Source organism: Streptomyces sp. NBC_00090, from assembly GCF_045160815.1.
GTDB lineage: Bacteria > Actinomycetota > Actinomycetes > Streptomycetales > Streptomycetaceae > Streptomyces.
Map to the genome: position 1 here is coordinate 3,095,067 of NZ_CP108224.1, position 22,206 is coordinate 3,117,272.

The 22,206-nt window shown below is 71.5% G+C and carries 20 protein-coding genes and 1 tRNA gene; 3 read left to right on the forward strand and 18 right to left on the reverse strand.

Annotated features, from left to right (window positions below; all coding sequences use genetic code 11):
* Positions 1 to 40 precede the first annotated feature (40 nt).
* Positions 41 to 1,474 (reverse strand): MFS transporter, encoded by a 1,434-nt coding sequence (locus OG361_RS13610; protein ID WP_405853566.1) that lies wholly within the window; start codon positions 1,472 to 1,474, stop codon positions 41 to 43.
* 101 nt (positions 1,475 to 1,575) lie between these two features.
* Between OG361_RS13610 and OG361_RS13615 the strand changes: the two genes are divergently transcribed.
* On the forward strand, positions 1,576 to 2,496 hold the full coding sequence (locus OG361_RS13615) for a helix-turn-helix transcriptional regulator (protein ID WP_384558653.1): 921 nt from the start codon (positions 1,576 to 1,578) through the stop codon (positions 2,494 to 2,496).
* On the opposite strand, the gene OG361_RS13620 is transcribed toward OG361_RS13615, so the two are convergent.
* The 7 genes from OG361_RS13620 to OG361_RS13650 form a co-directional block, all read right to left on the reverse strand.
* A tRNA-Ala gene (locus OG361_RS13620) sits at positions 2,478 to 2,550 on the reverse strand. The two genes, OG361_RS13615 and OG361_RS13620, sit on opposite strands and share 19 nt — an antisense overlap.
* A gap of 95 nt (positions 2,551 to 2,645) precedes the next feature.
* Positions 2,646 to 3,299 (reverse strand): histidine phosphatase family protein, encoded by a 654-nt coding sequence (locus tag OG361_RS13625; RefSeq protein ID WP_384559116.1) that lies wholly within the window; start codon positions 3,297 to 3,299, stop codon positions 2,646 to 2,648.
* On the reverse strand, positions 3,296 to 3,757 hold the full coding sequence (gene rsfS, locus OG361_RS13630) for a ribosome silencing factor (protein ID WP_384558650.1): 462 nt from the start codon (positions 3,755 to 3,757) through the stop codon (positions 3,296 to 3,298). The genes OG361_RS13625 and rsfS overlap by 4 nt, the downstream gene beginning before the upstream one ends.
* 83 nt (positions 3,758 to 3,840) lie before the next feature.
* Positions 3,841 to 5,616 carry an LCP family protein gene (locus OG361_RS13635; RefSeq protein WP_405853567.1) on the reverse strand — a complete coding sequence of 592 codons (1,776 nt, stop codon included), beginning with the start codon at positions 5,614 to 5,616 and terminating at the stop codon, positions 3,841 to 3,843.
* A 19-nt stretch (positions 5,617 to 5,635) separates the two neighbouring features.
* Positions 5,636 to 6,256, reverse strand: a complete 621-nt coding sequence (gene nadD / locus OG361_RS13640) for a nicotinate-nucleotide adenylyltransferase (RefSeq protein WP_384558644.1) — start codon at positions 6,254 to 6,256, stop codon at positions 5,636 to 5,638.
* Positions 6,257 to 6,308: 52 nt separating this feature from the next.
* On the reverse strand, positions 6,309 to 6,470 hold the full coding sequence (locus tag OG361_RS13645) for a hypothetical protein (protein WP_384558641.1): 162 nt from the start codon (positions 6,468 to 6,470) through the stop codon (positions 6,309 to 6,311).
* An 84-nt stretch (positions 6,471 to 6,554) separates the two neighbouring features.
* Positions 6,555 to 6,761: a hypothetical protein gene (locus OG361_RS13650; protein WP_405862730.1), complete on the reverse strand. Its 207-nt coding sequence runs from the start codon at positions 6,759 to 6,761 to the stop codon at positions 6,555 to 6,557.
* A gap of 128 nt (positions 6,762 to 6,889) precedes the next feature.
* On the opposite strand from OG361_RS13650, the gene OG361_RS13655 reads away from it, so the two are divergent.
* A complete protein-coding gene (locus tag OG361_RS13655) occupies positions 6,890 to 8,023 on the forward strand; it encodes a M48 family metalloprotease (RefSeq protein ID WP_405853568.1) in 1,134 nt (377 codons plus the stop codon).
* Here OG361_RS13655 and OG361_RS13660 read toward each other — a convergent pair.
* From OG361_RS13660 to OG361_RS13690, 7 genes are all read right to left on the reverse strand, one after another.
* Positions 8,008 to 9,093, reverse strand: coding sequence for a hypothetical protein (locus tag OG361_RS13660; protein WP_405853569.1), 1,086 nt, complete (start codon positions 9,091 to 9,093; stop codon positions 8,008 to 8,010). The genes OG361_RS13655 and OG361_RS13660 overlap by 16 nt on opposite strands.
* A gap of 71 nt (positions 9,094 to 9,164) precedes the next feature.
* Entirely contained in the window at positions 9,165 to 9,770 is a 606-nt protein-coding gene (locus OG361_RS13665) for a hypothetical protein (RefSeq protein ID WP_405853570.1), read from the reverse strand.
* A 77-nt stretch (positions 9,771 to 9,847) separates the two neighbouring features.
* Complete coding sequence (locus tag OG361_RS13670; RefSeq protein ID WP_405853571.1) at positions 9,848 to 11,131, reverse strand: glutamate-5-semialdehyde dehydrogenase; 1,284 nt, start codon at positions 11,129 to 11,131, stop codon at positions 9,848 to 9,850.
* Positions 11,132 to 11,255: 124 nt separating this feature from the next.
* Complete coding sequence (locus OG361_RS13675; RefSeq protein WP_384558627.1) at positions 11,256 to 11,759, reverse strand: hypothetical protein; 504 nt, start codon at positions 11,757 to 11,759, stop codon at positions 11,256 to 11,258.
* Between the two features lie 137 nt (positions 11,760 to 11,896).
* Positions 11,897 to 13,000, reverse strand: coding sequence for a glutamate 5-kinase (proB, locus tag OG361_RS13680; RefSeq protein WP_405862233.1), 1,104 nt, complete (start codon positions 12,998 to 13,000; stop codon positions 11,897 to 11,899).
* A gap of 108 nt (positions 13,001 to 13,108) precedes the next feature.
* Positions 13,109 to 13,549, reverse strand: a complete 441-nt coding sequence (locus OG361_RS13685; protein WP_405862235.1) for a GtrA family protein — start codon at positions 13,547 to 13,549, stop codon at positions 13,109 to 13,111.
* 212 nt (positions 13,550 to 13,761) lie between these two features.
* Complete coding sequence (locus OG361_RS13690; RefSeq protein ID WP_405853572.1) at positions 13,762 to 14,757, reverse strand: glycosyltransferase family 2 protein; 996 nt, start codon at positions 14,755 to 14,757, stop codon at positions 13,762 to 13,764.
* A gap of 264 nt (positions 14,758 to 15,021) precedes the next feature.
* Between OG361_RS13690 and OG361_RS13695 the strand changes: the two genes are divergently transcribed.
* A complete protein-coding gene (locus OG361_RS13695) occupies positions 15,022 to 16,653 on the forward strand; it encodes a hypothetical protein (RefSeq protein ID WP_405853573.1) in 1,632 nt (543 codons plus the stop codon).
* Positions 16,654 to 16,828: 175 nt separating this feature from the next.
* On the opposite strand, the gene galE is transcribed toward OG361_RS13695, so the two are convergent.
* From galE to OG361_RS13710, 3 genes are all read right to left on the reverse strand, one after another.
* Positions 16,829 to 17,821, reverse strand: coding sequence for a UDP-glucose 4-epimerase GalE (gene galE, locus OG361_RS13700; protein WP_405853574.1), 993 nt, complete (start codon positions 17,819 to 17,821; stop codon positions 16,829 to 16,831).
* Between the two features lie 248 nt (positions 17,822 to 18,069).
* Positions 18,070 to 19,224 (reverse strand): glycosyltransferase, encoded by a 1,155-nt coding sequence (locus OG361_RS13705; protein ID WP_405853575.1) that lies wholly within the window; start codon positions 19,222 to 19,224, stop codon positions 18,070 to 18,072.
* Positions 19,217 to 22,003: a CDP-glycerol glycerophosphotransferase family protein gene (locus OG361_RS13710; protein WP_405853576.1), complete on the reverse strand. Its 2,787-nt coding sequence runs from the start codon at positions 22,001 to 22,003 to the stop codon at positions 19,217 to 19,219. Before OG361_RS13710 ends, OG361_RS13705 begins: the two co-directional genes overlap by 8 nt.
* Between the last annotated feature and the right edge of the window lie 203 nt (positions 22,004 to 22,206).

Below are 22,206 nucleotides of genomic sequence, written 5' to 3' on the forward strand. Positions count from 1 at the left end.
CCCTCCGGCCGTCCGATTCTGCCATGGCCCCGCAAGGGGGTCAGCGCGCTCGGCGCGCCGGACCCGCGAGGGCGCCCACGACCGCCGCGGCGGCCAGGGCGATCATGGTCGCCCACAGCGCGTCCGCGGAGGCCCGCGCTCCCTGCCCCGCCAGCCGGCCGAGGAAGAGGGTGCCGAAGGTGGCGACTCCGACGAGCTGACCGAGCTGGGTGACGGTGGACAGCAGCCCGCTGGCGTCGGCCGCGTCCTCGGGACGCACGGTGGCCAGCGCGCCGGTCAGGGCGGGGCTGAAGGCCAGCGAGATGCCCGCGCCCATCCCGCACAGGGCCGGGTAGAGGGCCCAGCCGCCCGCGCCACCGTCCCCGAGAGACAGGCCGAGGGCGACCGCGGCGGCGGCCGTGAGCAGGAATCCGCCCGGGATCAGCGCGCGTTGCAGCCGGGCCGGCCAGCGCCGCCAGGTCAGTCCGACGACGCCGAAGACGACGGCGGCGGGACCGAAGGTGAGCCCGGCGCGCAGCGCGCTCTGACCGAGCCCGCCCTGCAGGTGCAGGGTGAGGGTGAACAGAAACCCCGCGTTGACGCCCATCGCCACGGTGATCCGGAGGACGGCCCGTCCCATGCCGGGGATGCGCAGGACGCGCGGGGCGATCAGCGGTGCGCCGCCGCGCCGGGCGAGCCCCGACTCGTACGCGCCGAACACGGCGAGGAACACCAGGGATCCGCCGAGCGAGAGCCAGGACCACTGCGGCCAGTCCTGTTCCTGCCCGAGGACCAGGGGGACGGTCAGCAGGGACACGGCCGCCGCGAGGAGCGACAGCCCGGGCAGGTCGAGGACTCGGCCCCGCTCGGGTCCGGTGCGGGTGTCGCGGGGCAGGGTCCGGGCGCCGAGGACGAGCAGGGCGAGCCCGATCGGAACGTTGACCAGGAAGACCGGCCGCCAGCCCGTGCCGAACAGGTCGGCGCTGACGAGGATGCCGCCGACGACCTGGCCCGCGGCGGCGCCGGTGGCCAGGACGGCGGAGTACGCGCTGAGCGCCCGGACCCGGTTCTCGCCGGTGAAGTTCCGCTGGATGAGGCTGAGGACCTGCGGGATCATCAGGGCCGAGCCCGCCCCCTGGATCAGCCGGAAGGCGATCAACTGGCCGGTTCCGGCGGCGAGTCCGCAGGCGAGTGAGGCCGCGGTGAAGAGGGCGAGGCCGCCGAGGTACATCCGGCGGTGGCCGAGCAGGTCGCCGAGGCGGGCCCCGGTGATCAGCAGCACCGCGTAGGCGATGGTGTATCCGGCGACGACGAGCTGGAGTCCGGCTCCGGAGGCGGAGAGTTCGGTCCGGATCGTGGGGGCGGCGACGTTGACGATGAAGACGTCGAGGAGCGCCATGAACTGGGCGGAGAGCACCACGCCGAGCAGCACTCCGGGGCGATTGTCGGTGCCACGGTCTTTACTGAGTACGGGATGTGTTGTGGGCGAGGTCATGCGACGAGCGTGGCCTCGGTCGGATACGGGTAACGAGAGCCCGCTGATGCTGGTACTGACACCACCTGGCAACGGCGGTACGGGGACTCGACCATGGGGGTGTGACGACTTTGGCAGCAGTACCGACACAGCAGCGCCGACGACCGGAGCTGGCCGCGTTCCTGCGCAGCCGCCGGGCCCGGGTGACGCCGGAGGACGTGGGGATGCCGCCGGGTCTCCGCCGCCGCACACCCGGGCTGCGCCGCGAGGAGGTCGCCCAGCTCTCCGGGGTCGGTGTGACCTGGTACACATGGCTGGAGCAGGGCCGTCCGATCAACGCCTCGGCGCAGGTGCTCGACGCCGTGGCCCGCACGCTCCGGCTCGACCGGCCCGAGCGCGAGCACCTCTACCACCTGGCCGAGGTGCCGTACGCCCCGGACCGGACCGCCCCGGACGCCGAGGTGGTCAGCCCGGAGATCCAGGGGATCCTCGACGCCCTGGATCCGCACCCCGCGGTGCTCTACAACGCGCGTTACGACGTCCTGGCGACCAACACCACCTACGAGCGGCTCTTCCTGTGGGACGGGCACGACCTGGACACCGGCCCGTTCGGGGTACGGAACGTGCTGTGGGCGCTCTTCACCGCGCCGCAGCCGACGTGCCCCCTGGTCGACCGGGAGCACGAGTTACCGCTGATGGTGGCCCAGCTGCGGGGCGCGTACGGACGCCATGTGGGCGAGCCCGACTGGGAGACGTACGTACGGCGTCTCGCGGAGGCCAGTCCGGAGTTCGCCCGGCTCTGGCGGAGCGGCGACGTCGTCCCGCCGGGGACCCGGGTGAAGACCTTCCGGCACGACGCGGTGGGCGAGATCCGGATGACCTCGGTCTCCCTCTCCGTCAACGGGATGCCGGAGTGCAGGATCGTCACCTACACGCCGAACGACGAGGAGAGCCGCCACGCGATCCGGACCCTGGGCGGAAACGACGAATCCCGCCCCCTGCTGGGGACGGGATCCGGTGATTGTGGAGCTAAGGAGAATTGAACTCCTGACCTCCTGCATGCCATGCAGGCGCTCTACCAACTGAGCTATAGCCCCTCGTGTTCTTCGCGCTCCGCGCTGCGAACAAGAAGAACTTTAGCCTGTGACCTGCCGGAAAGTGAAATCCAGGTCCGGCAGGCCGCTCACGCGCCTCAGTCGTCGTCGCCGAGGACCGGCTCGGGCAGCGTGCCGGCGTTGTGCTCCATCAGGCGCCAGCCCCGGGCACCCTCGCCGAGGACCGACCAGCAGCAGTTCGAGAGCCCACCCAGGCTCTCCCAGTGCTGCGCCTCCAGGCCGAGGAGCCGGCCGATGGTGGTGCGGATCGTGCCGCCGTGGCTGACGACGACGAGCGTGCCGTTCTCGGGCAGCTTGTCGGCGTGTTCCAGGACGACCGGGGCGGCCCGGTCGGCCACCTCACTCTCCAGCTCGCCGCCACCCCGGCGCACGGGCTCGCCGCGCTTCCAGGCGGCGTACTGCTCGCCGTACCTGGCCACGATCTCGTCGTGGGTCAGTCCCTGCCACTCCCCCGCGTACGTCTCGCGCAGCGCGGAGTCGTGGGCGACGGCGTGGCCGGTGAGCGCGGCCAGCTCGGACGCCGTGGCGGCCGCCCGCTTCAGGTCGGAGGCCACGATGGCGTCCGGCTTCAGCGCGGCGAGCAGCCGGGCGGCCCGGCGCGCCTGGGCGACACCGGCCTCCGTCAGCTCGATGTCCGTCGACCCCTGGAACCGGCGCTCGAGGTTCCAGGAGGTCTGGCCGTGACGCCAGAGGACGATGCGGCGGCCAGTGCCGCCCTTGGTGGTGCTCAGCTCAGCTCACCGTCCACTTCGTCGGGGAGGCCGGACCCGGCGATCTCGACCCCGGTCAGGGCCGCGTGCTCGGCGGCCTTGCCGCGGGTCTTCAGGGCTTCCTCGGGCAGCGCGAGCTCGGGGCAGTCCTTCCACAGGCGCTCGAGCGCGTAGAAGACACGCTCCTCGCTGTGCTGGACGTGGACGACGATGTCGACGTAGTCCAGGAGGATCCAGCGGGCGTCGCGGTCGCCCTCGCGGCGCACCGGCTTGGCGCCGAGGTCCTTGTTCAGCCGCTCCTCGATCTCGTCGACGATCGACTTGACCTGGCGGTCGTTGGGCGCGGAGGCGAGCAGGAAGGCGTCGGTGATCGACAGCACATCGCTGACGTCGTACGCGATGATGTCGTGAGCGAGCCGGTCGGCAGCCGCCAGAGCGGCGGCGTTGACGAGCTCGATGGAGCGATCCGTAGCGGTCACAAGCAGGCTTTCGTCGGCGGTCCAGTACCCCTCCAGGGTCTCACGGACCGCCGACGCCGCCGTAAACGTTTACCGGGGGGCCGCTAGCGGGCCTTCGGGACCTTGAAGTCCTGGCCCAGGATCACCGTCACGGCGGCTGTTCCCGAGGGCTTGCCCTTCTGGACCGAGCCGGCGGGGAGCCCCAGGGTCCTGGCCACCTCGGTGGCCGTCACCTTCTGGGCCTCGTCACCGTAGACGACCTGCGATTTCTCCTGGGTGTCCGCCTCGGTGCCGCCGATGAAGGCGTAGCCGCCGTTGACCAGGACGACCCGGGCCGCCTCGGTCGCGTCCTTGCCGGATCCGTCCCGCACCGAGATCCGGGGCACGTCGCCGGCCTCGGGGGCGCTGACCTTGCCGCCGAGAATGTCCTTCACCACACTGTCGCTCGCGCCCTCGGTCAGCGTGCCGTCCTGCTCCACCGGGAGCAGGGCCGTCTTGTAGGCGCCGATCTTGGCGTGCTCGGCGAGCTTGGCGAGGGAGGCGCCGAGGTCCTTCTCGGGGAGCGAGGGGTCGAGGATCTGGGCCAGGTACTCGATGGTGGCCGTGGCGTCCGCGGGGTCGTCGGAGAACTTCCGCAGCACCCCGTACATGACCTGGCCGAAGCGCTGGAGCTGCTTGACCTCGGCCTCGCCGGGTGCCCGGTAGGTCGCGTACGCGACGGCCGCGCGGCCGTTCAGGTCCTGCTTCTCGCCCTTCTCGACGAGCGGCTCCGCACCCTTCTTGGCGCCGGGGACGGCCGTGTCGGTGTCGACCTCGATGCCGCTGACGCGCTCGACGAGGTTCTCCAGGTACGGGGTGTCCAGCCGCCAGGTGCCGGTGATCTTGGCGCCGAGGAGGTTGCCGATCGACTCCCGGGTCCCGCTCGCCCCGTCGTCCTCGACCGACTTGCCGAGGGTGGTCGCGGATCCCTCGCCGTCGGCGACGGCGACGGAGTTCGGGAGGAGGACGGTGGTGCCCTGCTTGGTGGTCGTGTTGTCCACCAGCAGAGCGGTGGAGGTCCCGCCGCCCTCGGTGTCGTGGAGGTGGACGACGATCGTGTCGCGCTTCTGCGGGCCGGTCGCGGTGTTCTGCTTCTGCTCCGGGGCGGAGGTGCCCGGAAGCAGCCCCGCGGACCAGAGGTAGCCGACGCCGCCCACGGCGGCGAGCACGAGGACGACGACGAGCGCGACGACCCGGTTGCGGCCGCGCCGCCTGGCCTCCTCGCGCCGCTCCGAGCGGCTCTCGGTGAACTTCAGCCAGTCGATGACGTCCTCGGAGTCCTCGTCGGGCTCCTCGATGAACGAGAACTGCTCGGTGCGGTACGCCCGGTCGTCCTCGCCCTGCCGCAGCGCGCCGGACCGCTCGGCGCCGGACCGCTCGGCGGCGGGGCGCTCGGAGGCGGGTCGCTGGCCGGGGACACCGGCCGGGGCCGCGACGGGCGCCGCGGGTGCGGCCGGAGACGCCATCGGGGTCTGCACGGCCTGCATGGCCTGCGTCGCCTGTACGGGGGCGGGCTCGGCCTGGGCGGCCCACTGCTGACCGGTACCCGTACCGGCCTCGGTGCCGGTACCCGTGTCGTACGAGGGGTAGGCGTAGCCCTGCTGCCCGTACGGGTCGTACTGCGGCTGCTGGGCGGGCTGGACCGGCTGCTGCTGGGCGTAGGGGTCGTAGCCGTACGCCTGCTGCTGCGACTGCTGCTGACCGCCGTAAGGGTCGTACTGCTGCTGAACGGGCTGCTGCTGCGTCTGCGGCTGCTGGTACACCGGCTGCCCGTACGCGTCGTAGCCGATGATCTGCGGCTGCGGATAGTACGGGTCGTACGGATTCTGCTGATCGTTCACCGGTGGCCCTCCCCGAAGCTCACTCGCCGCGGTACAACTGGCGCTTGTCGATGTAGCGCACCACACCGTCCGGCACGAGGTACCAGACGGGATCGCCCTGCACGACCCTCGCCCGGCAGTCGGTGGACGAGATGGCGAGCGCGGGAATCTCCACCAGCGAGACCCCGCCCTTGGGCAGTCCGTCGTCGGTGAGGTCGTGTCCCGGCCGGGTGACGCCGATGAAGTGCGCGAGCGAGAAGAGCTCCTCGGCGTCGCGCCAGGTGAGGATCTGCGACAGCGCGTCGGCCCCGGTGATGAAGAAGAGGTCCGAGTCGCTGTTGAGAGAGCGCAGGTCCCTCAGGGTGTCGATGGTGTAGGTCGCGCCGCCCCGGTCGATGTCGATACGGCTGACCGAGAACTGCGGGTTGGACGCGGTGGCGATGACCGTCATCAGATAGCGGTCCTCGGCCGCGGACACGGCCTTGTGACCCTTCTGCCACGGCTCCCCGGTCGGCACGAACACCACCTCGTCGAGGTGGAACAGCGCGGCCACCTCGCTTGCGGCCACCAGGTGACCGTGGTGGATCGGGTCGAACGTTCCGCCCATCACGCCGAGTCGGCGTTTGCCGCGGCCGCCGGTAGACACTTCCTGCTCTCCCATGCGTGCAGAGCCTACTGGCACCGCGGCGGACGCCGGATCAGCGGTCGGCGGATCAGCGGTCGCGGTTGAAGCGAGTGGTGATCCACAGCAGCAGAAGCAGCGCGCCGAGGGCGCCGAGGCCGGTGAGGTAGGGGTTGAGGCTGTCGTGGTTGCCGCCGTGTTCGGCGCCCTCGGCGAGCGAGACCAGGTTGGCGGCGGTGCTGTGGAGGCTCATCGTCAGCAGGACCTATCGATCGGGGATGGGAGCGGAGACTTCGCGCACATCGTATGCGGGCCGTCCGGACAGTCTCACGCCGACTCAGGCGTTGGCGTCGTCGTCGGTGTTGGCCTCGGCGTTGGCGTCGCCTGCGGTGTCGCCGGCGCCGCGGTAGCCGCGCAGCAGGAACCATGCGAACAGGGCGCCGCCCACGAGCGAGGCCAGCAGCACGATCCGGAGCGGGTTGCCCAGACCTTCCTGGGCGGCGGCCGCGAGCAGCGCCGCGGCGGCTTCGGCGGTGTCCGGCATGTCGGTCGTGCTCCTTGATCGTCCGCGGCGCCCGAGTTATCCACAGGCTCCGGCACACGGTAGCGCCAACGCCTAGGCTGGGTTCCGTCAGGGGGACGAGCACCGACTCGTACGAACAGGGGGCATCCATGACCGAGAACCACCAGGGGAACGTGCCGAGCAGGCAGCGAAAGCGCTTCCCCGGCATCTCCTCGCGGGCCTACGAGCATCCGGCCGACCGCTCGGCGCTGGTGGCGCTGCGGAAGCTCAGCGGCTTCGACACGGCCTTCAAGGCGCTCAGCGGCCTTCTTCCCGAGCGCAGCCTGAGACTGCTCTACCTCTCCGACTCCGTCCGGGTGAGCGACGCGCAGTTCAGTCAGCTCAACGACATGCTGCGGGACGCCTGTTACATCCTGGACCTGGAGAAGGTCCCGTCGATGTACGTCACGCAGGACCCGAAGCCCAACGCGATGTGCATCGGCATGGACGAGCCGATCATCGTGGTCACCACCGGCCTGGTGGAGCTGCTCGACGAAGAGGAGATGCGGGCGGTCATCGGCCACGAGGTGGGGCACGCGCTCTCCGGCCACGCCGTGTACCGCACGATCCTCCTCTTCCTCACCAGCCTGGCGCTCAAGATCGCCTGGATTCCGCTGGGGACGGTCGCGATCACGGCGATCGTGACGGCTCTGCGCGAGTGGTTCCGCAAGTCGGAGCTCTCCGCCGACCGCGCCGGTCTCCTCGTCGGGCAGGACGTGCAGGCCTCGATGCGCGGCCTGATGAAGATCGCCGGCGGCAACCACCTCCACGAGATGAACGTGGACGCGTTCCTCGCCCAGGCCGACGAGTACGAGAAGGCCGGCGACCTGCGGGACTCGGTCCTGAAGATCCTCAACGTGCTGCCCCGCACGCACCCCTTCACCACCGTCCGGGCCGCCGAGCTGAAGAAGTGGTCGGAGAGCCGCGACCACCAGCGGATCATGGACGGGCACTACCCCCGGCGCTCGGAGGACAAGGACACCTCCGTCACGGACTCCTTCCGCGAGTCGGCGGGGCACTACGCCGACACGGTGCGGACCAGCAAGGATCCACTGCTGAAGCTGGTCGGGGACATAGCCGGTGGCGCCGGTGACATCGCGGGCGACCTCGGTGGACGGCTGCGCAACCGCTTCGGCGGCGGCCAGACCACCAAGGAGACCGGTGACAAGCCGGGAAGCGGGGCCGCGGACGGCGGTCCCGGGACCGGGACCGGCGAGGCCAAGGACGGTCAGAGCGAGGGCTGAGCGCTCGGCGCCAGCGCTCCGCACAGGGACGGGGCCGCGGGCCTGCTCGTGGCGTACGGGTCGGTGACCGCCGCTCCGCCCGCCTCCGGGGCCCGCGCTCCCGCCAGGAGCGGCTTCAGCGAGCCGGTGGAGCCGGCGCCGCACGCCTGCGGCCCGGCCTCCACCGTGCTGGTCAGCAGCTCGACCCGGTTCATCCGCAGGTCCTCGCGGTCGAAGCGGAAGTGCACCATGCGGTGGACGGTGAAGAGGGACGCCTCGGCGACCGGTCCCGCGCCCTGGGCCGCCGGGCGCAGGGCGTAGGTGAACGTGTGGTCGGCGGTGACGTCGAGCGTGTCGGGGCCCGACTCCTCGAAGCGGAGCGTGCCCTGTACGCGGGCGGCGGGGTCGGCGAGCACGGCCTGCCGGGGGTCGAAGCGGACGAGCCAGCCGGCGAGGGCGTGCCGTCCGTCGTCGGCCGGCGACTCGACGCTCCGGTCGAACTGCTCCAGCTGGTCCGGGTCGAGCAGCAGCCGTACGGGCCGCACGGTCGCCCCGGAGAGGATGTCGGGCTCCAGGGAGGAGACGACGAGGTAGTCCTTGGCGATGCTGAGGGCGGCGACGACCTGGCTCTCGGCGAAGTGGGCGGTGCGTCCGGCGACGGGCAGGTTGATACCGGCGGCTCCGGTGCGGTATTCGGCGACCGGGCTGTGGGCGAAGAGCTGCTCCGGCTGCCCGCCCGGGACGGTGCCCCGCGGGGCGAGGGGGACCACGGTGGTCCGCAGCGGTGCGGCCCGCTGGTCGACGGGGGGCTGGTACGGGTTGCGGACGCCCAGGTAGATGGCGGTACCGAAGGCGAGGAGGATCAGCAGGACCAGGAGGACGGCCTGGCGGGAGCCCGTTCTGCCGCCTTCCCAGGTGGAGCGGGAGCGGACGGCCTGGGCGTGCTCGCCCATCCGCTCCTGGGCGGAGAACTCCTGGAGGCGGGCAGCACGGACGAACGCCTCGTCGAAGACGACGGATCGGTATTCGTCCTCACCACCGCCGGGGAGACCCTCGGGTGTCCCCTCAGGCGGGTCGCCACGCCCTGCCATACCTTCAGGGTAGGTCGGCGAGGGCTTCGATAAACGCCCAGGTACGCGACAAGTTCGGAAGAATTCCGCCGTCAGGGTGTACGGGGCGCGGCCGGGACGGTCGGCGGCGCGTACTCGGCGGAGGTCGAGTGGGTCGCGGGTACCGGGGAACGGTGGGTCGCGGGCGGGGCCGGGTTCGGGTTCGGTGTGTCCACGCCGGTGGTGGCCGGGGGGATCTGGTCCTGGCGGTTGGCGACGGCACCCCGGTAGACGGCGCTGAAGGCGAGGGCGACCATGCCGATGCCCATGACGAGGGCCAGGAGCCAGGCGACGGGCCGGTGCCAGCGGGCGCTGCCCCGGTAGGGGCGCAGGGCGCCGCCGTGGCGGCCGTAGGGGCTGGCGTCGTCGCCGACGTCGTCGGGCTCGTAGGTGAGACCGGTGGGGTCGTGACCGTCCCCGTACGGGTCTTCGTCGGCGGATCCACCGCCGGCGCGGGCCCGGGCGGATTCGGCCTCGGCGCGGGCCTGGGCGGCGGCGAGGAGACGCTCTACCGCGGTCGGCTCGTGAATCGTCGCGGCCCGTACGAAGGCCTCGTCGAAGACCACGGTGGCGTAGTCCTCGTCGGCGCCTCCGCGGTCGACAGAGTCCTCAGGGTCCCCGCCGTCCTGGAACGGCCTGCCCCCCACGTCGTCCGGCACGGATTCAGAGTAGACCCGGGAGGTGGTTTTGGGCAGGGAGAGTGCGAACCCTCCCTGCCCGTACCGAAAGGAGCGAGTTACCGAACGTGACCGTCGCCGGTGACGATGTACTTGGTCGAGGTCAGCTCGGGAAGCCCCATGGGGCCCCGGGCGTGGAGCTTCTGGGTGGAGATGCCGATCTCCGCGCCGAAGCCGAACTGTCCGCCGTCCGTGAAGCGGGTGGAGGCGTTCACGGCCACCGTGGTGGAGTCGACCAGCTGGGTGAAGCGGCGCGCCGCGGCCTGTGAGGTGGTGACGATCGCCTCGGTGTGACCGGAGGTCCACATGCGGATGTGCTCCACGGCCTTGTCGAGGGAGTCGACGACGGCGGCGGCGATGTCGTACGAGAGGTACTCCGTCTCCCAGTCCTCGGGCGTGGCCGGTACGACGGTGGCCTTGGAGGCGGCAGCGTGGGCGAGGACCCGCTCGTCGGCGTGGACGGTGACGCCCGCGTCGGCGAGGGCGTCGAGGGCCTTCGGCAGGAAGGCCTCGGCGATGTCCTGGTGGACGAGGAGTGTCTCGGCGGCGTTGCAGACGCTGGGCCGCGAGGCCTTGGAGTTGATGAGGATGTCCACGGCCATGTCGAGGTCGGCCTGGGCGTCGACGTAGACGTGGCAGTTGCCGGTGCCGGTCTCGATGACCGGGACGGTGGACTCCTCGACGACGGTGCGGATCAGGGAGGCGCCGCCGCGCGGGATGAGGACGTCGACGAGGCCACGGGCGCGCATCAGCTCGCGCACCGATTCGCGGGACTCGCCGGGGACGAGCTGGATGGCGTCGGCGGGCAGTCCGGCGCCGCCGACGGCGTCGCGCAGGACCCCCACCAGGGCGGTGTTGGAGTTGTACGCGGAGGAGGAGCCGCGGAGCAGGACGGCGTTGCCGGACTTGAGGCAGAGGGCGGCGGCGTCCACGGTGACGTTGGGGCGGGCCTCGTAGATGATGCCGACGACGCCGAGCGGGACGCGGACCTGGCGGAGGTCGATGCCGTTGGGGAGGGTCGAGCCGCGGACGACCTCGCCGACGGGGTCGGGCAGCGCGGCGACGTGACGGACGTCGGCGGCGATGGCCCGGACGCGCTCCGGGGTGAGGGTGAGCCGGTCGATGATGCCCTCGCCGGTTCCGGCTTCGCGGGCCTTGGCGATGTCCTCGGCGTTGGCCTCGACGATCTCGGCGGTACGGACTTCGAGGGCGTCCGCGATCGCCAGCAGGGCGTCGTCCTTGGCCGCGCGCGGGAGTGGCGCGATTTCGGCGGCGGCGCCACGGGCCCGGTAGGCGGCCCGGGTGACCGGGGAGAGGTTGTCGAGGGGCGTGAGCGAGGTCATGCCCGCAGGGTACTGGCACCCCTGCGGACATCCCTCACGTATCCCGCACTCCGAGACGTCCGGCCGACGGGCGGACGGCACCCGTCGCCCACGGACGGTGCCCGTCGGTCCTGACCGGTGCCGGTCAGTAGGGGTGGACGCCGACCGGGGCGGCCGGTGGCGGGCCGTAGCCCTCGGCGATCCGCTGGTGGTAGGTCTCGCGGTCGATGACCTCCAGGCCGACGATTTCCCAGGGCGGCAGCTTCGCCGTCTGCCGGTGCTCGCCCCACAGGCGCAGGGCGACGGCCGCCGCGTCGTGCAGGTCGCGGGCCTCCTCCCAGTACCGGATCTCGGCGTGGTCGTTGGCATAACGGCTGGTCAGCAGGAAGGGGTGGTCGTGGGCCAGCTGTTCGAGCCCGCGCCGCACCTCCTTCAGCGGTGACTCCGCGCCGGACACGCTGAGGGTGATGTGCCAGAGTTTGGACACGGGCCGCTCCTCGGCGCGCGCTTCCCGTGTCTCGGTGGTGGTCTCGGTCTTCCTGTCCGTGGACCTGTCCCGTGCCTCGTCGAAGTCGGCTCCGGCCTCGACACTGGTCAGGGCGCGTTCGGCAGTCCCGCGGGGCGGTGCCCCAGGGCGCGCTCGTCTCACCGGCGGCCTCCTGTGTGATGCGTGTGGTGCTGTACCCCGCCTTGCTCTTACCCCCGAGACAAAGTTGACCAGTCCCGGGCCGCAGATGGGGCGGTTTTGGTAAACGTCCCTTCCGGATGGCCTGACTTTCAGCCGTTTCAGCGGATGACGACCAGGTCGTCACGGTGGACGACCTCGCGCTCGTACTCAGGGCCGAGTTCCCGGGCGAGCTCGGGGGTGGAGCGGCCGAGCATCTGGGGGATCTCCTTGGCGTCGAAGTTGACGAGGCCGCGGGCGACGGCCCGTCCCGCCGCATCGCGGAGCTCGACGGGGTCGCCGGCCACGAAGTCGCCCTCGACGCCCGCGATACCGGCCGCGAGCAGGGACTTCTTGCCCTCGACGACGGCGCGGACGGCTCCGTCGTCCAGAGTCAGGGAGCCCTGCGGGGTGGAGGCGTGGGCGAGCCAGAGGAGCCGGTCGGCGGAGCGGCGGCCGGTGGGGTGGAAGTACGTGCCCGTGTCACGGCCCGCGAGGGCGTCGGCGGCGCGGCTCGCCGAGGTGAGGACCACGGGGGTGCCGGCGGCGGCGGCGATCCTGGCCGCCTCGACCTTGGTGACCATGCCGCCGGTGCCGACGCCCGCCTTGCCCGCCGCGCCGATCTCGACGTGGGCGATGTCCTGGGGGCCGGCGACCTGGGCGATCCTCGACGTACCGGGCTTGGCCGGGTCGCCGTCGTACAGCCCGTCGACGTCGGAGAGCAGGACGAGCAGATCGGCCCGGACGAGGTGGGCGACGAGGGCGGCGAGCCGGTCGTTGTCGCCGAAGCGGATCTCGTCCGTGGCGACGGTGTCGTTCTCGTTGACGACGGGCAGCGCGCCCATGGCGAGGAGCTGGTCGAGCGTCCGGTAGGCGTTGCGGTAGTGGGCGCGGCGGCTGGTGTCGTCCGTGGTGAGGAGGACCTGGCCGACGCGGACGCCGTAGCGGGCGAAGGAGGCGGTGTAGCGGGCGACGAGCAGGCCCTGGCCGACGCTGGCGGCGGCCTGCTGGCGGGCCAGGTCCTTGGGGCGGCGGGTGAGGCCGAGCGGTGCGAGACCTGCGGCGATGGCGCCGGAGGAGACGAGGACGATCTCCTTCTCGCCGCCGCTGCGGACCTTGGAGAGGACGTCCACGAGGGCGTCGACGCGGTCGGCGTCGAGGCCTCCGGACGCGGTGGTGAGCGAGGAGGAGCCGACCTTGACGACGATCCTGCGGGCCTCCGTCACGTACTGCCTTGCCACGTCCGTCTGTCCCGTCACCTGCGTCGTCACCTGCGTCGTCCTCACTCGGCTGTCCCACGCGCCGCGCGTGCCCCGCCGCGGCTGCCAGGCAATCTACGCGAGCCGGGACGGCTGCCGCTCGTCCATTCCGTTCTCTGGACCCGACCCCTCCGGAGCCTCCGGAGGGGTCGGAGGCTTTCGGGGCACCAGGATCCGCTGGGAGATCAGATAGGTGAACGGGATGGCGACGACGGCCGCGACGAGCGGCGCGATCCTGTCGTCCATGCCGGCCCAGGTGACGAGCGCGTACAGGCCGACGCTCTGCACGAGGTAGTTGGTGACGTTGGTGAGGGGGAAGAGCGCGAACTTCTTCCATGTCGGGCGGGTGCGGTAGGTGAAGTAGGTGTTGAGGAAGAAGGAGCCGACCATGCTGAGCAGGAAGGCGAGGGAGTACGCGGCGAAGTACGGCATCCAGGGGTGGAGCAGCAGGTAACACCCGAAGAACGTGCAGGTGTTGACCCCGCCGACCAGCGCGAAGCGGAAGATCTCGGCCAGTCGCGCACGCCGCGCACGCCCAGCCGTCTCGGCGCCGCCCGTGGTCCGTGCCGTGTCGGCGCCGCCTGTGGCCCCCGCCGTGTCGGCTCCGGTCGTGGTTCCGGCCGTCTCGCCGCCGCCCGTGGCCCCCGCCGTGTCGGCTCCGCCCGCGGCCCCGGCCGTCTCACCGCCGCCCGTGGTCCCGGCCGGGCCGTCCCCCGCGCCGGACGCCATCAGTGCTCCCGGTCGGTGGCGACGACGCGGATGCGCTCGGCGGAGGCACGCTCGGCGGCCCCGCGCCCGAAGGAGCGGTGCGTCTCCTTCACGAGGAAGTGCGGCCGCCGTTTGGTCTCGTAGTAGATGCGGCCGATGTACTCGCCGATCAGCCCCAGCATCACCATCTGCACTCCCCCGAGCCCCACGACGATCGCGACGAGGGTGACGTATCCGGGGGCGGTGACGCCCTGGGTGAGGGCAGCGACGGTCACCCACACCGCGTACAGGACCGCGAGGCCGCTGAGCGTCATCCCCAGCCAGAGCGCGATGCGCAGCGGGCGGTTGTTGAAGGAGATCAGCCCGTCCATGCCGTAGTTGAGCAGGGAGCTGAACTTCCACTTCGTCTCACCGCCCTCGCGCGCGGCGTTCTGGTAGTCGAAGGTGACGGTGTCGAAGCCGATCCAGGAGAAGAGTCCCTTGGAGAAGCGGTTGTACTCGGGCAGCGAGAGCAGGGCGTCGACGGCGGGGCGGGAGAGCAGCCGGAAGTCCCCGACCCCGTCGGTGAGTTCCACGTCGACCCAGCGGTTGACGGCCCGGTAGTACACGCGGCTGAGCGTCGAGCGGAGCTTCTTGTCCCCCTCGCGGGTCCGGCGCGCCATGACCTGGTCGTGGCCCTGGTGGTGCAGGTCCAGCATGCGCGCGAGGAGCTCGGGCGGGTGCTGGAGATCGGCGTCCATGATCACCACGGCGTCGCCGGTGGACTTGCGCAGGCCCGCGAGCATCGCGGCCTCCTTGCCGAAGTTGCGGCTGAAGGAGGCGTACTGGGTGCGGTGCGGGTGCCGGGCGGCGATCTCGCGCAGCTTGCCCAGCGTTCCGTCGGAGCTGCCGTCGTCCACGTAACAGATCTCGTAGCCGACCGGGAGGCCGTCGAGCACTTCGCGCATGCGCGCGTCGAACCGTTCGACGACGTCCTCCTCGTTGTAGCAGGGGACGACGACGGAAAGCCTGGTCATGAACGGTCACTCCAGAGGGATGAGCGAAAGAACGTCCTGAGGGACCGCCACCGAACTCTCCTGTTCCAGTAGCGCGGCCACGGTACGGCGGGGCGGTGACCGGCTCACGTCGCCCGAGTGACCGCCCCCGGTCGGCATGTCGTCCATGCAGCAAAGCATGCGGGGAAGATATTGATATACGTGACATTTAAACCCATTTGTCACCCATAGAGACGATGCCGCGGACGGCATGTCACGGACCTCGGGCACCTGGAGCGATGACCGGTGATCAGGACGACCATCCCGGAGGGCGACGAGCGCGGTGAGGTACGGATGCCCGACGACGGACAGGGCATCGGCTCCGACGGAGGCCTGCGGCGGGCGGTGTCCTGGATCGCGGTGACCGTCGCCGCCGGGGCCGGGGTGCTCCTCGCGGTCGGCGCCTTCCTCGGGCTCTACGTACGCCCCACGTCGGACGACTGGTGCGCGCTGTGGAAGGCCAGGGACATGGGCGTCCTGGGCATCACCGCGGACTTCTACCGCACGCAGAACGGGCGGGTCACCAACGCCTTCCTCACCGGCCTGATCTACACCGACGACATGCGGGGGCCGAAGCTGCTGCCCGCCTTCCTCGTGGTCGCGCTCGGCGCCGGGCTCTTCTTCCTCGGCCGCGCGGCCCTGCGCGCCCTGCGCCCCGCGCACGCGCCGGACCCGCACGAACCCGACCCGCACGCGTCCGGCCCCGCCCCCGGCCCGGCCGCGCGGTCGCCCGTCGTCCTGCTCGCCGCCGCGGCGGCGCTCCTCTCGGCCCTGCTGTTCTTCGCCGGCACCCGCTCGTACCAGGTGCTGCTCTGGGCGCCGGCGACGATCTCCCACACCCTGCCGAGCGTGATCGGCCTCTGGGCCGTGCTCGCCGCCGTCCGGGCCGCGCACAGCGGACGCCGGTGGGCGCGGTCCGCGGCGGTGGGCTCGGTGCTGCTGGCCGGGACGGCCCTCGGCATGCTCAGCGAACCCTTCGCCCTGGTGGCCGGGGTGTTCGCGGCCACCGCCGGTCTCCTCTGTCTGCCGCGGCTGGGCTGGACGAGGGACAGGTACGTGTCGACCTGGTGCGCGGCGGCCTGCCTGGGCCTCGCCGTGGGCCTCGTCCTGCTCACCACGTCACCCGGCGCACGGTGGCGGCGCGCCCAGCATCCGAAGGAGCCGCTGTCGTTCCCGCTCCTCGGAGAAACGTTCCGCGACTGGTGGCACGTATGGGAGACGATCGGTGGCCAGTGGGCGTACGCGGGCGCGGCCGCCATCGGTGTGCTGCTGGGCCTGGGACTCTCCCGCGCGACACCGGGACCCGCCGCCACGACCGGCCGGGGACCCCGGGGTCGCCGCGGGCTCCCCTCCGGGCTCCCCCCGCGCCGGCTGTTCCGGATCGTCGTGCTCCTGCCGCTGCCGCTGATCGCCCTCGCGAGCCTGGGCGTTACGTACGGACTGCGCAGCGGCTACGGCGACGTCGGCTGGACGTACGGCCGCACCTGGACCAGCTTCCTGCTCCCGCTGCTGCTCGCCCTCTGCGCCTACGGGACGTGGGGCGGATACCGGCTGGGGCTGCTCCTCCGGGCTGCCGGACGGCCCGCCGCCCGCGCCGCGGCACTGGTCGCGGTGGGCGCGATCGCCGTCGGGAGCACGGCCGCCCTGGTGCGGCCCGTGTACGCGCTGACCACGGACACGGTGGTGCGCGGGGTCGCCTGGGACCGGCAGAACGCGCGGATCCGGGCCGAGGTGGCGGCGGGCGCCCGGGAGGTCGCGTACGGCCCGCTCCTCATCGGCCAGCTGACCGAGCCGCTGTTCGCCCCCACGTACGAGCGGGACTGGGCGGCGCAATGCACGGCCCGGTACTACGGCGTGGAGCGGATCCACCGGCCGTGACCGGGCCGCGTACCCCGGGCGCACCCCGGGGCCGCGTACCCCGGGCGTACCCGGGGCGTGCCCCGGGCGTACCCGGGGCCGTGACCGGAGTACGCCCACCACCACGACACGACACGCCAGAGTGGGGCGCCCCGGGCCGAACCCGGGGCGCCCCACTCCGTCAGAACCTCGGACGTCAGCCGGCGGTGCGGGCCGCCCGGTTCGCGCCCCAGCCCTCCCAGGCGGAGCTGATCATGGCGCGGACGTCGTGACGGGCCTTCCAGCCCAGCTCCGACTCGATGCGCTCCGCGGAGGCGACCACGCGGGCCGGGTCGCCCGGACGGCGCGGGGTGACGAGGGGCTCGACGGTGTGGCCGGTGATCTCGTTGATCAGGTTGACCATCTCGCGCACCGACACGCCCTCGCCGCGCCCGATGTTCAGGGTCAGCGCGGCCGTCTCGCCGGCCTCGCCCGCCGCGGCGAGCGCGCGGGCCGCCGCGAGGTGGGCGTCCGCGATGTCGGCGACGTGGATGTAGTCACGGATGCAGGTGCCGTCCGGCGTCGGGTAGTCGTCGCCGAAGATGCGCGGGGACTCACCGGCGTCGAGCCGCTCGAAGACCATCGGCACCAGGTTGAAGACACCGGTGTCGGCGAGCTCGGGGGCCGCGGCGCCCGCCACGTTGAAGTACCGCAGGCAGGCGGTGGAGATCCCGTGGGCCTGGCCGACAGCGCGCGCCATCCACTCGCCGACGAGCTTGGTCTCGCCGTACGGGCTGAGGGGCAGGCACTCGGTGTCCTCGGTGACGAGGTCCACGTCGGGCATGCCGTAGACGGAGGCGGAGGAGGAGAAGAGGAAGCTCTTCACCCCGGCGCCGGCGGCCGCTTCCAGGATGGTCTGCAGACCCGTCACGTTCTCGCGGTAGTAGAACAGCGGCTGCTCGACCGACTCGCCGACCTGCTTCTTGGCGGCCAGGTGGACGATGCCCTTGACCTCGTGCTCGCGCAGCACCCCGTCGAGGAAGTCGCGGTCCAGGACCGAGCCCTTCTCGAGCGCGACGCCCTCGGGGACGCGCGCCGGGTTGCCCGTGCTGAGGTCGTCGACCACGACGACACGCTCGCCGGCCTCGGTCATTGCTTTGACGACGTGCGAACCGATGTAACCGGCGCCGCCGGTGATGAGCCAGGTCATTCCGACAGTGTAGCCACAGCCCCGAGCACCCCCGCGGACCCGAGCGCGGGCCCGAGCGCGGGCCCGAGCGCGGGCCCCCGCCGACGGCTCCGGAGACGGCGAAGCCCCGTCCGGAGACGGCGGAGCCCGGTCCGGACGCGCCGGAGCCCCTCGCCCGACAGGCCGGAGCCCCTGCCCGTACACGCGCCGGAGCCCCGCCCGGACGGTGTCCGGACGGGGCTCCGACAGGAGATCTCCCCAGGGGATTCTCAGCGCTCGATCTCCGCGAACGCCGCCTCCCACTGGTCGAGCACGTGCGGCAGCGCCAGGTGCGCGACGTGCTCGCGCCCCGCCCTGCCGTACCGCTGCCGCAGCTCGGCGTCGTCCATGAGCTCGCCGAACGCGGCGGCGAGCCCGGGCACGTCGGCCGGCGGCACCAGGGTGCCGGTGACGCCGTCCGCGACGAGCTCCCGGACACCGCCCGAGACGTCGAAGCTCACGCACGGCACTCCGCACGCGGCCGCCTCGGCCAGCGCCATCGGGCGGCCCTCGCGCTCACTGCTGATCGCGACCACGGACAGCTCGCGGTAGGCGGACGCCATGTCCTTGGCCGTACCGCGGAAGACGACCTGGTCGGCGACGCCGAGGTCCTCGGCCTTCATACGCAGCTCGGTCTCCAGGGGGCCGTCACCGAAGAGGTGCAGCTCCCAGCCCTCGCGGCCCTTGTGGGCCTGGGCGAAGGCCTCGATCATCCGGTCGTACCGCTTGATCGGGTCGAGCCGGCCGACCGCGCCGATCTTGCGGGTGTCGAGCGGAGCCAGCTCGTCCGGGTAGAACGGCAGCGGGTTCGGCATGACCCGCACGTTCGGCACGCGCTGGTTGACGAACTCGACCGCGTCGCCCTCGGAGAGGACCAGGGTCTGCTCCAGAGCCGGGTAGTGACGCCGGATCAGCCCCAGGTTGGCGCTGCGCTTGGCCTGCGCGAAGGACTCGTGGTACTGCCCGATGCCCTTGAGGTGACGCCACTTCAGGGGCATGACCCAGTCCGCCGCCCACGGCGAACCGAAGACGATGTAGCCGTCCTCGACCGCCGACAGCTTCCGCTGCATCTCGGCTCGCGCGTTGTCACGGTCGGTCCGCGCCCGCCGGGCGTCGGCGCGCCGCGCCAGGCTGAGCCGGTCGCCGACGGTGCGCACCGGCGGCTTGGGCTCCGAGGCCGGCGGGTAGAGCGTCGAGTGCTGGTACGTACGCGTGGCGTTGTACGGGAAGGGCTCGGTGCTCGGGCGGATGCCGATCAGCTCGACGCGGTGGCCCCGCTCGCCCATGCCCTGGGCGAGGGTGTGCAGCACCCGCTGGGATCCACCCATCGAGTCGACGTCGATACCGACGAAGAACACGTTGCGGACGGGGGAGGCCTCAGTCATGGGTGCCGCCTTCGAAAAAAGCGTCGACCACCAGCTTGCTCGCGTGGCCGGTCTCGTACGAGCAGAACATTTCCTGGAAACGCGCGTAGCGCTGTGCGTGCCGTTCCTGGACGCCCTCCAGGTCTCGCACGGCGGCGGCGAGGTCCTCGGTGGTCGTCAGCATCGGCCCGGGCGCGATGTCCTCGAGGTCGTAGTACGTGCCCCGGTCGCCGCCCTTGTACGCCTCGTAGTCGTCCGTGTACAGCAGTATCGGACGGCCGGTGTTGGCGTAGTCGAACATCAGCGACGAGTAGTCCGTGAGGACCGCGTCCGAGGCCAGCATCAGGTCGTTGATGTCGGCGAACGAGGAACCGTCGCGGAGGAAGTGCCCGAGCTCGGGGTCGACCTTGAACCGGTCGTACGGGTGGGCTCGCACGACGACGACCCACTCGTCGGACAGGTACGGAGCCAGCTCCTCGAAGTCCACGCGGATCGACTGACCGGTGCGGCGGGCCGCGTCACGGAAGGTCGGGGCGTAGAGCAGGACCTTGCGGTCGGCCGGGATGCCCAGCGCCTGGCGGGTGGCGGCCGCCTTGGCCTGCTGCTCCGGCTCGGCCCAGCGCACGAGCACGTCGTTGCGCGGGTAGCCGGAGCGGATCAGGTCGGCAGCCTGGACCTCGAAGGCGGGGACGAAGGTCCGCTCGAACTCGGAGCTCGGGCAGACGAGCGCGTCCCAGCGGCCCACGGCGGCGCGGAAGCGCCCCTTCTCCATCTCCGAGGCACCGCGCAGCGACGGGACGTCGAAGCCCATCGCCTTGAAGGTCTGGCCGTGCCAGGTCTGGAGGTACCGGGTGCCCTTCGGCTTCGGGTACAGGTACGGCAGGTTGTGCGAGTCGACCCAGTACGTGGCACGGGCCAGCGCGCGGCCGTAGGCGAAGCTGCCGCGCTTGACGAGCGTGACGTCGTCGGGGAAGGAGGAGCGGTTCCCGGAGTACGACCAGACCACGTCGATCGGGAGGTTCCGGCGCTTGAGCTCCTCGTAGATGTACCGGGGGCTGTCCGCGTAGCCGCGGCCCTCGATCGCCTCGAAGACGGCCAGGCTGCGCTTGCGCGGGAGCTTGGAGATCGTGTCGTAGGCGGTCGCCTTGCCCTCGTTGCCGGCGAGGATCTTGCGGACCTTGCCGACCTTGGCCTTCGTCTTGCGGGCGTAGGGGCCGAGCGGTTCGAGGGACTTCAGGACGCCGGAGCGCTGCCAGGTCACCTCAAGGCGCCCCGCACCCTTCTGCTCCGCCTGGATGCGCATGTGGTGGATGCCGAACTTGTGGTACGTGACGGTGGCGCGGTAGTCCGGCTGGTCGTGCTTGGCCAGCAGTATGTCCGTCCGCCGCGCGCCGTCGCACTCCAGGGCGACCACCGGGTGGCGACGGGTCGCCACGCCGACCTTGCCGACCGGGACCCTGCTCAGGTCCACCTCGGCCTTGGACACGTACTGGCCCTCGCCGTCCGGTACGAGCGTGAGGGGCACGCTCAGCGGCGTCTTGTGGGCGGCCAGCTTGACCGAGGCCTGGGCGCCCTCGGTGATCAGGCCGATCGGGTCGTACGTACGGATCTCCAGGCGCAGGACCGGTCCGAGCATCGACACGGAGGTCAGCTCGTGACGCAGCCGCCCGCTGCTGAGGATCTGGTCGTGCAGGTGCCACTCGCTGAGGTCCAGCTCGCTGCGGTCGGCGTCGTCCGCCGGGGCGACGGCGCCCCAGTAGGCCACCCCGTCCACCTCGGTCACGGCGCGGGGCGCGAGCTGCGGCCGGCCGAACTGGCGGGCGGCCACCGAGGCCTCTTCGAGGCGGCCGGTGCGCAGCAGGTGGATGCAGATGCGCTCCTCGCGCGAGAGCCGCGCGTAGGTCTCGTCGGAGATCTCCGCGAGGTACGGGTTGACCACCTCGGCGAACTCCGCGACCCAGTCGGCGTCACGGAACGGCAGGTCGCCCAGGTACAGGCGGAAGTCGTGGCGGAGGAACTTGTAGTCCTTCTCCGCGCGCAGCTCCGCGTGGCCCCGCTCCTCGAACCACGCGTCGATCAGCCGTGCCACGCCGATGCGGTCGCGCACGTTCTGGATCTTGTGGCGGCTGGAGGAGATGGAGACGCTCTCCGGCGCGAGACGCCAGGTGTAGATCGACCACGGGACGACGGCGAAGGTCTCCGCGAGCGTGTACGCCTGCGCGGAGAACAGCTGGTCCTCGTAGTGGATGCCCTCGGGGAAGGTGAGCCCGTTGTCCCGGATGAAGCCGATCCGGTAGAGCTTGTTCGTCGACAGGTGGTCGAAGAAGTACTCGGGCGCTTCGGCGATGCCCTCCACGACCCGGCGCTCGGTGAAGAGGTGCGGGTACCAGAGGCCGGTGGTGTTCGACTCCTCGAAGAGCCGGGTCACCTCACCGGTCACGAAGTCGACACCGGTCTCCTCGGCGACGAGCAGCATGCTCTTGCAGGCGTGCCTGGGCAGCTCGTCGTCGCTGTCGAGGAACATGATGTACGGGGCGCGGGCGACCGCGATGCCCCGGTTTCGCGGGGCGCTGCAGCCACCGCTGTTCTGCTCCAGGCGCACGTACCGTACGCGCGGGTCGGAGGCCTCAAGTGCACGCGCGACGCGCTCGGTGCCATCGGTCGAACAGTCGTCGGCGATGATCACTTCGAGGTTGTTCAGGGTCTGGTCGAGCAGTGACCGAACCGCTCGCGGGAGCCGTTCCTCATCGTTGTAGACGATGACGACGACGCTCACATCAGGGACGTCGCTAGTCGGCATCCAAGTCCTCTCACACGTGCATGCGGCGACGTCCGGTGCGTGTCCCGGTCTGCCACGGAGCTGCCTGCGCCACGATCATGGCGCGCTTCTGATTTTTGTGGTGCGGGTCGCGCTCACTCTTGTTCGATGAACGCCCCCCGGCGACCGGCAAGACTACCCGGCAGGAAGAATTGTTCCATAACTCATCTCCCGCACATCGGGTG